This is a genomic window from Massilia sp. YIM B02769 (genome assembly GCF_030411995.1).
Lineage (GTDB): Bacteria > Pseudomonadota > Gammaproteobacteria > Burkholderiales > Burkholderiaceae_D > Telluria.
Genome location: NZ_JASNRC010000002.1, coordinates 226192 through 238973, shown reverse-complemented (window position 1 = coordinate 238973; position 12782 = coordinate 226192). Strand labels below are relative to the sequence as shown.

The window sequence follows — 12782 nt, the reverse complement described above, 5'->3', positions numbered from 1 at the left end:
AACGCTGCCGTAGAAGAACACAGCACATAGAGAAAACGTCATGTCCGGAAACCTCCTCAGCATCGGCAAAACTGGCCTGTACGCGGCGCAAACCGCACTCGCCACGACCGGCCACAACATCACCAACGCCAACGTGGAAGGCTACAGCCGCCAGGGCGTGGTGCAGGCCACGTCGACGACGATGGAGTACGGCTATGGTTTCGTCGGCACCGGCACCAAGATCGCCGAGATCAAGCGCTACAGCGACGATTTCCTGAACAACCAGGTGCGCACCACGACGGCCGCGAAAAGCTCGCTCGATTCCTACTACAGCCAGATCAGCCAGATCGACAACCTGCTGGCCGACACCACGGCCGGCCTGTCGCCGGCGATCCAGAACTTCTTCTCGGCGGTGCAGGACGTGACCGGCAACGGCGCCTCGGTGCCGTCGCGCCAGGCGCTGCTGTCGTCGGCCGAAACCCTGGCGGCGAGCTTCCAGCAGATCGACGCGCGCCTGGAAGAAATCGACGCCGGCGTGAACACCTCGATCGAAACCAACGTCAACCTGATCAACACCTACGCCAAGCAGATCTCGGAACTGAACGCCAAGATCGGCTCCTACGGTTCGACCGAAGGCCGCCAGCCGAACGACCTGCTCGACCAGCGCGACCAGCTGGTGATGGAGCTGAACAAGCACGTGAAAGCCACCGTGACCGCCGGCAGCAACAATGCGCTGAACGTCTCGATCGGCAACGGCCAGCCGCTGGTGGTGGGCCAGCAAGCCTTCCAGCTGGCAACCATGAAGTCGCCGACCGACCTGACCCGCGTGACGGTCGGCTACGCCACCGGCGACAAGGTGGTGCAGCTGCCGGAAAGCGCGCTCTCGGGCGGTGAACTGGGCGGCCTGCTGGAATTCCGCAGCGGCACCCTCGACCGCGTGCAGAACTCGATCGGCCGCCTGGCGATCGGCCTGGCCCAGACCTTCAACGACCAGCACAAGCTGGGCATCGACGGTTCCGGCGCCCAGGGCAAGGACTTCTTCGTGCAAGGCCCGGCCTACGTGGCGGCCGCCGTCGACAACGACCGCACCAGCACCGCCAAGGTCGGCGCCGTGGTTACCGACCCGACCAAGCTGACCGACAGCGACTACAAGGTCGAGTCCGACGGCAGCAGCTTCTACGTCACCCGCCTGTCCGACAACAAGAAGACCAAGATCGAGCCCTACGACCCGGCCGGCACCAAGCAGAGCATCGACGGCGTCGAGTTCAGCGTGTCGGGCAATGCCGCCTCGGGCGACAACTACCTGGTGCGCCCGACCGCGCTGGGCGCCTCGAACATGGCGCTGGCCTTGTCGGACGTGAGCGAAATCGCCGCCGGCGCGCCGATCGCCACCGCCGCCCCGACCGCCAACAAGGGCACCGGCCAGATCAGCGCGGGCAGCGTGTCGAAGGAGTACTACACCGACAAGCCGGCGCTGCCGGTGACGCTGACCTATGACAAGGACAGCGGCAACCTGTCGGGCTTCCCGGCCGGCGCCACCGTGAACGTGACCGTGAACGGCGAGACCAAGAGCTATACCGGCGGCAGCGCCCCGTTCGCGGCGAATGCCAGCTACAGCTTCAACGGCGTGAACATGAGCATGAGCGGCGTGCCGCAGACCGGCGACACCTTCACGATCAACGCGAATACCGCCGGCAATGCCGACACCCGCAACATCCAGGCCCTGGGCGCGATCCAGACCAGGAACATCTTCAACGGCGCCAGCGCCACGCTGCAGTCGGCGTTTGCCCAGACCGTCAGCACGGTCGGCAACAAGACCCGCGAAGTACAGGTGAACGCCAGCGCCAACGAAGCCCTGCTCAAGCAGGTGCAGGGCGCCGCGCTCGACGTGTCGGGCGTGAACCTGGACGAGGAAGCGACCAATCTGCTGAAGTACCAGCAGGCCTACCAGGCCGCCGGCAAGGTCATGCAGATTGCCAACACCATTTTCGACACGCTGTTGTCGATCGCACGTTAATTCCGAGAATCAAGCGGAGACCGGCCATGCGCATCAGTACCAAGACCATCTACGAAAACGCCACCTCGCAACTGAATTCCCTGCAGTCGCAGATGGCGCGCACCCAGAACCAGCTGGCGACCAACAAGCGCGTGCTGACCGCGGCCGACGACCCGATCGCCTCGGCGCGCGCGCTGGAAGTGACGCAGTCGCAGTCGCTGAACACCCAGTACGGCACCAACCGCGCCAACGCGAACAGCTCGCTGTCGCTGGTGGAAAGCGCGATCAGCAACGGCGCCGACCTGGTGATGGACGTGCAGACCCTGGTGGTCCAGGCCGGCAACGGCACGCTGTCGAAGTCGGACCGCCTGCAGATCGCCACCGAGATCGAAGGCCGCATGCAGGACCTGCTGGGCATCGCGAATACCGCCGACGGTTCGGGCGGCTACCTGTTCTCGGGCTACAAGGGCACCACGATGCCCTTCGTGCAGACCGACAGCGGCGCGAATTACCAGGGCGACCAGGGCCAGCGCAAGCTGCAGGTCGGCTCCTCGCGCTCGATCGCGATCAGCGATTCGGGCAGTTCGATCTTCGAGAACAACCGCACCGGCAACGGCAGTTACCAGACCAAGATGGTCGACGGCAACACCGGCAGCGCGGTGGCCGGCTCCGGTTCGGTCTCGGACGCCACCAAGCTCACCGGCCACAACTACACGCTGGAATTCAAGGTCGACGGCGACAAGACGACGTATACCGTCACCGACAACAGCACCAGCCCGAAAACGGCGGTGCTGAGCGACGAGCCCTACGTGGCCGGCAAGCAGATCGCCTTCGACGGCACCTCGTTCACCATCACCGGCGCACCAGCCAATGGCGACAAGTTCGAGGTCAAGCCGAGCGAAAAGGAATCGATCTTCACCACCATGACCAACCTGGTCAACGCGCTGCGCGATTCCGGCGAAGACAGCGGCAGCCTGGCCACCCTGGCCAACAAGCTCAGCACCGCCAGCGAAGGCCTGAAGTCCTCGCTCGACAACATGCTGACCGTGCGCGCCTCGGTCGGTTCGCGCATGAAGGAACTCGACTACCTGGAAGACCAGGGCTCGGACCTGGGCATCCAGTACAAGGGCACGCTGTCGAAGCTGCAGGACCTGGATATCGTCAAGGCGATCTCGGACTACGCCACCCAGCAGACCACGCTGGAAGCGGCGCAGAAATCGTTCAAGACGATGTCGGGGCTGTCGCTGTTCAATTACATCGGCTAAGGCTGGCGATTGAACTGGTGGGTTCGAGAACCCACCCTACGTTATTCACTGCAGTCCCGTTAGCGTTCAAAGCGACCGTAGAGTGGGTTCTCGAACCCACCGGGCCGTAGCGCTGCGTTATCGCGCCGCCGGCCGCAACGGACAATCCGCCCCCAGGTCCTCCACCTTGCGCGCCAGCGCCGCACGCAATTGCGCCAACCCCGCAATCCGCGCATCGATATCGCCCAGCTTGCGTTCCAAGGCCGCACGCAGTTCCGGCCCCGCGTTCGCCTGATCGGCCAGCAGCGGCATCCCCGCCTCGATCTCGGCCAGCGTGAACCCCAGCGCCTGGGCACTGCGCAGATAGCACAGCCATTCCGCCGCTTCCGGCGGATAGTCGCGGTAACCGTTCGCGCGCCGGCGCGCCGCCAGCAAGCCGCGTTCCTCGTAGAAGCGCAGGGTGTCGCGGCTGAGGCCGGTCGCCGCGGCCAGTTCTCCAATGCGCATGATCGCTTCCCAAAAAATGCTTGACCCTGGAGTATACTCCAGGCTTCACCATGGGTCTTTCGATCATGGAGCATTCGATGCAACTTTCCGCCTACCGCAAGCTGGTGCAGGCCAGCGCCCTGTACGACCTCGCCGTCACCGCGCCGCTGGCCACGCCCTGGACCCTGGCGTTCATGCACGCGCTGATGTCGCAGCTGAACGTCGGGCTTGGCGGTATGCCGCTGCCGGCGTTCGAACCCTTCCATATGTTCATCGCCGGCCTGCTGGGCAGCGTCGTGACCGTGTGGTCGCTGCTGCGCCTGCGCCACCCGAGCCGCCGGCTCGGCCTGTACGACGGCGCGGCGCGCTTCCTGTTCTCAAGCTGGATGGCCTGGACCCTGATGGCAACCGGCGCGCCGCTGCTGTGGCTGCTGCTGGTGCCGGAATGCGCCTGGGGCGTGGCGCAGTGGTGGCCGCTGGCCAGGTGCACCGATGCGGCGACCGGCGCCAGGCCGCTCGGGGCATGAAAAAAGGCCGCTCCGGCGAACCGGGAGCGGCCTGGCTTGCTGCGACGCGGCGCCTGGTTGGCAGCGCTTAGTTGGCAGCGCTTAGTTGGCAGCGCTTATTTGGCGGCGCGGCGGCGGCGTGCGTAGGCGGCGCCCAGCATGGCCACGCCGAACAGGGCGATGCTCGACGGTTCCGGTACGTCGGCGGCTTCGATGCCGTTGACCTTCAGGCTGGCGCTGCGCAGGATGAAATCGCTCGACAGCCAGGAATCGTCGCGGAAGGACAGGTAGAACTTGCCGTTCGCGGCGATGTTCGCGAACACGTCGGCGTGGCTCGCGGCGTCGATATGGAAGGTCTGGGTGGTCAGGGCGAGGCTGTTCAGCAGGTCCATTTCCACGGCCGATTTGCTGGTGGCCGAATCGCCCACCTGCACGCGCCAGTCTTCATAGGTGCGGGTCGGGCCCAGCACGAAGGAATCGTTGGTGTTGCTGAAGGTCAGGGTCAGGTCGAAGCTGTCGATGTTCTTCGTGCCCAGCGCGCTGAAATCGAAGACGTCGTTGAACCAGGTGCAGCCCGATGGCGTGTCCTTGACGGTCACTGCGTTGGTGCCCATCTTGTCGCACGGCTTGCGCACGCCGGTGTTCGTGTTGACGTAGCCCGTCGCGCTGCCGTAGTTCTTGTCGACCGACCCCAGATCGATGACGCTTGCGTTGGCGGACGCCGCGCAGGCGAGCAGCAGGGCAGGAAGGGCGCGCTTGATGATTGCTTTCATTATGTCTCCAGTTGGAACAGGTATCGAAAAAGGACTTCGTTACCTATTTAGCAAGCGCCGTGCCAGCTGGAAATTACCTTATAAATTCAGCAACTTATGTCAAAACAAGCTTTGTTGTCGATAAAACATTGTTACGCATTGTAAAGAATTTCGACAGGAAATTACTAGTTACGAAACACCATTCGTATTTACGTCGTTAAACGGTCGTCATTGCTCACCATTTCCTGCAATTTATCCTGGGTGAGCGCCCCGCTGAAGTAGTAACCCTGCATCTGGTCGCAGTGATGGTGGCGCAGGAACGCCAGCTGTTCCCGGGTTTCCACGCCCTCGGCAATGACCTTCATTTTCAGGCTGTGCCCGAGCGCGATGATCGCCCGGGTGATGACGGCGTGGCCGTCGTGCACGCCGCCGCCCAGGAAGGAGCGGTCGATCTTGATGAAGTCGACCGGGAATTTCTGCAAATGGCTGAGGCTCGAATAGCCGGTGCCGAAATCGTCGATCGACAGGCGCACCCCGAGCGCCTTGAGTTCGGCCAGCGCTTCCATTGCCTCGGCCGGACGGTCCATCAACTGGCTTTCCGTGACTTCGAGTTCCAGCATGCGCGGATCGACCTGGTGCCGTTCCAGCACCTCGGCCAAATGGCGCGCGAACTGGCGCTGGCGCAGCTGGCGCGCAGACAGGTTCACCGAGATCACGAAGTCGTGGATGCCGAGCGCCTGCATCGCCTTCAGGGCGCCGCAGGCTTCGGCCAGCACCCATTCGCCCAGGGGCACGATGAGGCCGGTTTCCTCGGCCACCGGGATGAATTCGTCGGGCGAGATCATCCCGTGTTCCGGATGGCGCCAGCGCACCAGGGCTTCCGCGCCGACCACCTTGCCGCTGCGCAGGTCCACCTTCGGCTGGTAGCCGAGCATCATCTCGCCGTTGCGGATCGCGCGGCTGAGGCTGGCTTCCAGCATCAGGTGCTGGTGCACGATCTGGTTCAGCTCGTCCGAATAGAACTGGCAATTGTTCTTGCCCAGGGTCTTGGCGTGGTACATGGCGGCGTCGGCGGCGCGCATGATGCGGTCGACGTTGTCGCCGTCAACTGGGAACAGGGCGACGCCGATGCTGGTGCCGGGCACGATTTCCTTGCCGGCCACCTCGATCGGGTCGCGCACGCTGCGCCGGATGCGTTCGACCAGGTCGGCCACGTGTTCCAGGCTCGGCTGGTCCTGGATGACCAGCACGAACTCGTCGCCGCCGACGCGCGCCACCGTGTCGTTCTCGCGCATGTTGGCGCGCAGCCGCTGGGCGATTTCCTGCAGCACCGCGTCGCCGGCCTCGTGCCCCAGGCTGTCGTTGATGTGCTTGAAGTTGTCGAGGTCGAGGAAGGCGAGGGCGCCCAGCACCCCGTTGTGCAGGGCGAATTCGATGGCCTCCTTCAGCTGGTCCTGCAGCAGGGTGCGGTTGGCCAGGCCGGTGAGCGGGTCGTGGTGGGCCAGGTGGTGCAGGCGGCGCTCGTAATGGCGCGCCTCGGTGATGTCGTTGATGACGGCCACGAAATGCGTCACCTCGCCATCGATATTGCTCACCGGGTCGATGCGCAGGTCGTTCCAGAAGATGTCGCCGTTCTTGCGCCGGTTGCGCAGCACCGAACGCACGCTTTCCCGGCGCGCCAGCGCATCGTGGACACGCTTGTGTTCCTGCACGTCGCAGCCTTCGATGCGCATGAAGCGCGGGTTGCGGCCCTTGATCTCGGCCAGCGTATAGCCGGTCATCTGCTCGAAGGCGGGGTTCACGTACTCGATCTTGTTGTCGCCGCCTTCGCAGCAGGTGATGACGATCGCGTTCACGCTGGAATAGATGGCGCGCTCGCGCACCCGCAGCCCCTGCTCGGTCCGCTTGCGCGCATCGATGTCGAGCCCGGTGCCGAAGACGCAGGGCAGGCTGCCCAGGCTGGTGCGCGCGCAATGGAACAGGAAGGTGGTGCGCCGCCCGTGCTTGCCGATCAGCTCGGCTTCGTGCGAGGAACTGCCGTGGTCGAAGGCGTCGAGGATCTTCTGCACGATGGCCGGCCGCTCCTTCTCGTCGAAGAAGAATTTGACGTTACTGGTCGGCAGTTCCTCGCTCGACATCTCCAGCGCTTCCTCGAGCTGGTGGTTCCACAGCAGCAGGTGGCCGCTCTGGTCGATCACGTAGAACACGCAGGGCAGGCCCTCGATGATGTCGGCCACCGGCAAGTCCTGGATCAGCGAATAGCGCGGCGGCACGACGCCGGTACGCGGAATGACGATCACGCTGAAGCTGCCGGGCTGGTCAGGGTCAAACGACTGCGGCGCGATCGTCACGCGGATCGGCAGGCGGTTGCCATTCGAACAGAGCAGGTGACCGGTCGACTCGGCATCCGCGCGGGCGGCGACCGGGATCGCGCCTGCGGCGCCTGCATCGTCGAAGGCGATCAGGCGCTCCAGGGTCTGGTTGCGGATGTCCGCCGCCGTGTACCCGGCCAGCTTTTCGCAGGCCCGGTTCCAGCTCGTGATGCTGCCTGTGGCATCGACCACGAAGACGGCAAGCGGCAAGGGTGAGAGATTCAAGGTGCTCTCCGTGGCCGCTGAGCAAATGCCCGGCGGCTCGGCATGTATGACAGGCCATGATAGCGCAGCGACTGGTGCCGTGCGAGCGCTGATTTCTCGCGTGCGGCAGATAGGAAGTTAATTTTAACTGTTGACTCGGCAGCAAGAATGGCTGGGTTATTATTGACTGGAAAGCTAAAATACCAGGCCTGATGGCCATGACTTTGGACGCCCCATCCCCACATGAAATCCCTCGTTCTCACTTTTGCCTTGATGGTCGGCAGCATGGGCTGGGCGGCCGCCGAGGAGCCCAGGGAGGTCTCTATGGTGCAATTGATTGCTGATCCAGCACGGTTCGATGGCCAGGCGATCCGCGTCATCGCTTACCTGCATCTGCAATTCGAAGGCGATGCAGTGTATCTCCATCACGACGATTTCAGGCACGCGATCATGCAGAACAGCATCGCGATCGATCTGACGGACTCCCAACGGCAAGCAGCGGCGAAGCTGAACAAGACGTACGTAATGGTGGAGGGCACGTTCCGCGCCAACGCAGCAGGGCATATGGGACTATGGCATGGAGCCGTAGGCGAAGTCAGCAGGCTGAGCGCCTGGACGGTCGACCGCACCCGGCAAGCGCGGCCCGGGAAATACAAGGCCCTACCTTAGCGCAACCGGACAACCCGCCGACCTGCCTCCAACGGCAGCAGCAAAGTGCGGCCGCATGGAAGAAACGCCCGAATGCCGCGCGATGTTTCTGTGTGGTCAAACGCCGGCGCCGCCGAACGACTCGGGCCGCCGCGCAAGCAGCTGCGACAGCCGTTGCAGACCCGCCTGCAAGCGTCCGCGGTCGGGAATGCTGCCGAGGGAAATCCGGATGGCATTCACGGATGCGCCGCCGCTTGCAAAGGCCTCCGCCGGTGTTACCGCAATGCCCTCGCTGTCGGCCGCGCGCGCAAGCTGGGCGGAGTTCCAGTAGGCCGGCAAGGCGAGCCACACGTGCAGGCCGTCGCCCAGGCCGCTGTAGCGCCCCGCCAGGACATCGCGCGCCATCCGGTGCCGCAGGCGCGCTTCCTTGCACACGCCTTCCAGCAGGCGGCCGGCCGAACCGTCGCGTATCCACTGGGTGGCCAGGGCGGCCGTCAGCGGCGCGGCCATCAGCGCGAACGACCTGAGCGCGACCAGGAAACGTTCGCGTTCGCCGGGATCGCGAATGAGCACGAAGGCGACACGCAGGCCGGGCGTCAGGCATTTCGACAGGGTCGAGATGTAGACCACCTGTTCCGGGGCGAGCGCGGCAATCGGCGCCGGCGGGGAGTCGGCCAGCAGCCAGTAGGGATCGTCCTCGACGATGCGCACCTTGCAGCGCCGGGCGACGCCGGCGAGTTCCTTGCGCCGCCGTTCCGGCATGGTCACGGCGGTCGGATTCTGCAAGGTCGGATTGAGGTAGACCAGCCCGGGCTGGTGCCGGCGGCAGGCTTCCTCCAGCGCCGCGGGCAGCATGCCGTGCCGGTCGGCGTCCACCGCAACGATGCGCCGGCCGAACTGGGTCGCCGCGGCGCGCAGGCCGGGATAGGTCGCCGGCTCCGCCAGGATCACGTCGCCAGGCGCCGTCAGCGCAAGGATCAAGGCGGCGATCGCCGCCTGCGCACCCGGGCAGACGACCAGCTGGCTGGCATCCACCTGGCCGAACATCGGCGCCAGCCAGGCGGCGCCCGCCTTGCGGTCGGCCTCGCTGCCGCCGCCCAGGTGGTAGGTCATCAGCAAGGCATTGTCCGCCCGCATCAGGACCTGCGCCAGACCCTGCTGCAGCAGGTCGTCGAAGTCCACGCCGTCCGGCGGCGGCGGGGTATTCATGCTGAGGTCGAGGACCGCGGTCAACTCGGCCTTCGGCGCCGCCACATAGGTGCCGCGCGCGCCGCGGCCCTCCAGCAGGTTGCGGCGCCTGGCTTCGTCGTAGGCGCGCGTGATCGTGGTCAGGTCGACCCGCAGCCGCGCCGCCAGCCGGCGCTGGGGCGGCAGGCGGTCGCCGGGTTGCAGCGTCCCCTCGGCCACCGCCGCCTGCAAGGCATCCGCAATCTGCAGGAAACGCGGCCCGCCGTGCACGGCCAGGCGCGGCAGCCAGCCCGGCGCATCCTCGTCTTGTATGGTTTTCAACTGGGACATTTTGTCTCGATGTATGGAAATTGTTTTTGAGTAGAATGCCTCAGAACCCGCAACACCACCCTTGCAGCGCGGTCGCCGGCGTTTCTTCCTCTCTCATCCGCATCCGGCACATCCTCTACCGGACATTGTGTCAACTCATCACCTGGAATACGCAACATCATGGAATGGTTTCCCATCGTCGCCGTCACATTCAAGTTTCTCGTGCTGGGCACGGGGATGTTTTTCGCCATCAAATGGCATTACGACCAAGGAAAGAAGGGACGGGAAAAGGAGCGACGCGAGGTGCTGCGCGCGGCCGGCAAGATCGCCGCCATTTTCCTGGTGTTGTGCGTGGTCCTGGTGTTCGGGACGCTCTTCATTGCCAGGAAGCTCGGTATGGACTTGAACCTGTCGTGATGGCAGGGAAGGGCCGGCCGCGACCGCGTGATGCGGGCGCCTAGTCCTGCACAGGCGCTGCGGGCGCCGGCCCCGGCGCCGGCGGCACGGACGCCGGTACCCGTTCGCTGGCTACGCGCGGAATCCGCCGCCCCGCCTCGATCCCCTCGTTGAACAAATTCACGATCGGCGTGCCCAGGTAGGGCAGGGCAATGCTCAAGGTCAGCAATCCGACACCCAGCGTGATCGGGAAGCCGATGCCGAAGATGTTCAGCTGCGGCGCCGCGCGCGTGAGGATGCCGAGCGCCACGTTGACGATCAGCACCGCGCCGAGGATGGGCAGCGCCAGTTGCAGCCCCGCCGAGAAAATCCGCGAGCCCCAGCGCACCAGTTCCAGCGGCGCCGCCAGCGACAGCGGCGTGGCCGAGATCGGCAGGCTGACGAAGCTTTCGGCCAGGGCCGCCAGCAGCACCAGGTGGGCGTTCACGGCCAGGAAGGCCATGGTCGCCACCATCGACAGGAACTGGCTGATCGCCGCCGAACGGCCCTGGGTCGACGGATCGAAGAAAGACGCGAAGCCGAAGCCCATGGTCGAGCTGGCGAGTTCCCCGGCATACTCGACCGCCGCGAACACCAGGCGCATCGAAAAGCCCATCGCCAGCCCGATCAGGAGTTCCTGCACCAGGATGAGCAGCCCCGCATACGACATCGGGTCAAGCGCGGGCACGGCCGGCACGGTGGGCGCGATCACCAGCGCCAGCAGCACGCCCAGCACGACTTTCACCGACACCGGCACGCTGGCGTGGCCGAACAGGGGCGCGGACGCGACCAGCCCGAGGATGCGCGTGAGCGGCCACAGCAGGCCGGCGATCCAGGCATTGATATCGGACGAAACCAGCGTCAGCATCGGGCAGGACTTAGCCGACCATGTTCGGAATGCCGGTGAACACCTGCCGCATGTAGTCGAGCATGACCGACAGCATCCACGGCCCCGCCACCACCAGGGCGATGAACACGCCGACCAGCTTCGGAATGAAGGAAAGGGTGGCTTCGTTGATCTGGGTCGCGGCCTGGAAGATGCTGACGATCAGGCCGATGATCAGCGCCACCAGCAGCAGCGGCGCCGACACCAGCAGGGTGATTTCCATGGCCTGCTTGCCGAGGGTCATGACGGATTCCGGAGTCATGGCGCGTTCCTAGTTAAAACTCTGGGAAAGCGAACCCAGCAGCAGTTGCCAGCCGTCGACCAGCACGAACAGCATCATCTTGAACGGCAGCGAAATCACGGCCGGCGACATCATCATCATGCCCATCGCCATCAGCACCGAGGCCACGACCATGTCGATGATCAGGAAAGGAATGAAGATCGCGAAGCCGATCTGGAAGGCCGTCTTCAGTTCGCTCGTGACAAAGGCCGGGATCAGCACGCGCAGCGGCACGTCTTCCGGGCCCTGCAGGGCCGGGGTGCGCGAGATCTTGGCGAACATCGCCAGATCCGACTGGCGCGTCTGCTTCAGCATGAAGTCCTTCAGGGGCGCGGCGCCGCGGTTCATCGCTTCCGTCATCTGGATGCGGTTTTCCTGCAGCGGCACGTAGGCGTCGGTATAGATCTTGTCGAAGGTCGGGCCCATCACGAACAGGGTCAGGAACAGGGCCAGGCCGACCATCACCTGGTTCGGCGGCGCGGTCTGGGTGCCGATCGCCTGGCGCAGCAGCGACAGCACGATGACGATGCGGGTGAAGCTGGTCATCATCAGGAGGGCCGCCGGCAGGAAGGTGAACGCCGTCATCAGCAGCAGCGTCTGCACCGGCAGCGAGTACTCGGTGCCGCCGCCTGGCGCGGGGCTGGTGGTGAGTGCCGGGATACCCGGCTGGGCCAGCGCGGCCAGCGGCAGCAGCGCGGCCAGGCCGGCGATCAGCAGGAATTTCTTATTTCGCATTGCGTTTGTCGATCGTCTTTTTGAGCCAGTCGGAAAAATTCGTGGTGGGCAAGGTGTCGCCGGCCAGGGTGGCGCCCGATTGTACGCCAGCCGCGCCCGTGGCCCCCGTGTCCTGGCGCGGCATGGTCGCCAGCGCATTCACGCGGCCCGGCGAGGCGCCGACCACGATCCACTGGTTGCCCACTTCCACCACCATGATGCGTTCGCGCCCGCCGATGTTCAGCGCCCCGACCAGGCGCAGGTTGGCGGAATTGCCGGTCAGCCTGGGGCCGAAGCGCTTGGCGGCCCAGGCCAGCGCGGCGAGCAGGCCCAGCACCATCAGCAGGGCGAAGATGGTCTGCATCAGGATGCCGGTCGACAGGCCGGGAGCGGGCTGGGGAATCGCCGCGGGCCGCGCCGGGGTGCCGGGGATCGCGGCCGGGGCGGCAGGCACCACGGTGGTGGGCGGATCGTTGACCGGGTTCCGGGCGGTGGTCGGCACTTCGCCGACGGTGGTGGCGCGCTCGGGCGGCACGATGTCGACCTGGGCGTCGCCGGAGGCTGGGATGTTCGTGGCGCCGCTTGCGGGTGACGGTCTTGCGGCGCTTGCAGCAGGCGCGGCGACGGGTGGTGCGGCAGGTGGTGCGGATACCGCAGGCGCCTGGGCCGATGCCGCCAGCGGCAGCGCGCACGCCGCCGCCAGCATCACGCGCGCCCCGAGTCCGCGCAACAGGGAAGACAGCAAGGCAGATCCGTGTGCAGTCGTGCGGGCAGGGGCAAGCG

At 65.3% G+C, this 12782-nt stretch carries 13 protein-coding genes; 5 read left to right on the top strand and 8 right to left on the bottom strand.

What is annotated here, in order from left to right:
- Positions 1-40: 40 nt before the first annotated feature.
- Together flgK and flgL are read left to right on the top strand one after the other, a co-directional pair.
- Entirely contained in the window at positions 41-1996 is a 1956-nt protein-coding gene (gene flgK / locus QPK31_RS03810) for a flagellar hook-associated protein FlgK (RefSeq protein WP_290421619.1), read from the top strand.
- A gap of 26 nt (positions 1997-2022) precedes the next feature.
- Positions 2023-3240 carry a flagellar hook-associated protein FlgL gene (gene flgL / locus QPK31_RS03805; RefSeq protein WP_290421618.1) on the top strand — a complete coding sequence of 406 codons (1218 nt, stop codon included), beginning with the start codon at positions 2023-2025 and terminating at the stop codon, positions 3238-3240.
- 117 nt (positions 3241-3357) lie between these two features.
- Here flgL and QPK31_RS03800 read toward each other — a convergent pair whose 3' ends face one another.
- Positions 3358-3726: a MerR family transcriptional regulator gene (locus tag QPK31_RS03800; RefSeq protein ID WP_290421617.1), complete on the bottom strand. Its 369-nt coding sequence runs from the start codon at positions 3724-3726 to the stop codon at positions 3358-3360.
- 77 nt (positions 3727-3803) lie between these two features.
- On the opposite strand from QPK31_RS03800, the gene QPK31_RS03795 reads away from it, so the two are divergent.
- Positions 3804-4232: a hypothetical protein gene (locus QPK31_RS03795; protein WP_290421616.1), complete on the top strand. Its 429-nt coding sequence runs from the start codon at positions 3804-3806 to the stop codon at positions 4230-4232.
- Between the two features lie 95 nt (positions 4233-4327).
- Here QPK31_RS03795 and QPK31_RS03790 read toward each other — a convergent pair whose 3' ends face one another.
- Together QPK31_RS03790 and QPK31_RS03785 are read right to left on the bottom strand one after the other, a co-directional pair.
- The gene (locus QPK31_RS03790) at positions 4328-4984 is read right to left on the bottom strand and encodes a PEP-CTERM sorting domain-containing protein (RefSeq protein ID WP_290421615.1); all 657 of its coding nucleotides are present in this window, start codon (positions 4982-4984) and stop codon (positions 4328-4330) included.
- A 188-nt stretch (positions 4985-5172) separates the two neighbouring features.
- Positions 5173-7560, bottom strand: coding sequence for an EAL domain-containing protein (locus QPK31_RS03785; protein ID WP_290421614.1), 2388 nt, complete (start codon positions 7558-7560; stop codon positions 5173-5175).
- A 222-nt stretch (positions 7561-7782) separates the two neighbouring features.
- On the opposite strand from QPK31_RS03785, the gene QPK31_RS03780 reads away from it, so the two are divergent.
- On the top strand, positions 7783-8208 hold the full coding sequence (locus tag QPK31_RS03780) for a hypothetical protein (RefSeq protein WP_290421613.1): 426 nt from the start codon (positions 7783-7785) through the stop codon (positions 8206-8208).
- A gap of 96 nt (positions 8209-8304) precedes the next feature.
- Here the strand turns inward: QPK31_RS03780 and QPK31_RS03775 are convergent, their stop codons facing one another.
- Positions 8305-9705 carry a PLP-dependent aminotransferase family protein gene (locus QPK31_RS03775; protein WP_290421612.1) on the bottom strand — a complete coding sequence of 467 codons (1401 nt, stop codon included), beginning with the start codon at positions 9703-9705 and terminating at the stop codon, positions 8305-8307.
- Between the two features lie 159 nt (positions 9706-9864).
- On the opposite strand from QPK31_RS03775, the gene QPK31_RS03770 reads away from it, so the two are divergent.
- Positions 9865-10101: a hypothetical protein gene (locus QPK31_RS03770; RefSeq protein WP_290421611.1), complete on the top strand. Its 237-nt coding sequence runs from the start codon at positions 9865-9867 to the stop codon at positions 10099-10101.
- A gap of 40 nt (positions 10102-10141) precedes the next feature.
- Here QPK31_RS03770 and fliR read toward each other — a convergent pair whose 3' ends face one another.
- The 4 genes from fliR to fliO are packed head-to-tail and all read right to left on the bottom strand — an operon-like array spanning position 10142 to position 12744.
- A complete protein-coding gene (fliR, locus tag QPK31_RS03765) occupies positions 10142-10987 on the bottom strand; it encodes a flagellar biosynthetic protein FliR (protein WP_290421610.1) in 846 nt (281 codons plus the stop codon).
- A 10-nt stretch (positions 10988-10997) separates the two neighbouring features.
- Positions 10998-11267: a flagellar biosynthesis protein FliQ gene (gene fliQ / locus QPK31_RS03760; RefSeq protein ID WP_290421609.1), complete on the bottom strand. Its 270-nt coding sequence runs from the start codon at positions 11265-11267 to the stop codon at positions 10998-11000.
- Positions 11268-11276: 9 nt separating this feature from the next.
- Positions 11277-12020: a flagellar type III secretion system pore protein FliP gene (gene fliP / locus QPK31_RS03755; RefSeq protein ID WP_290421608.1), complete on the bottom strand. Its 744-nt coding sequence runs from the start codon at positions 12018-12020 to the stop codon at positions 11277-11279.
- Positions 12010-12744, bottom strand: coding sequence for a flagellar biosynthetic protein FliO (gene fliO / locus QPK31_RS03750; RefSeq protein ID WP_290421607.1), 735 nt, complete (start codon positions 12742-12744; stop codon positions 12010-12012). Before fliO ends, fliP begins: the two co-directional genes overlap by 11 nt.
- Positions 12745-12782 lie beyond the last annotated feature (38 nt).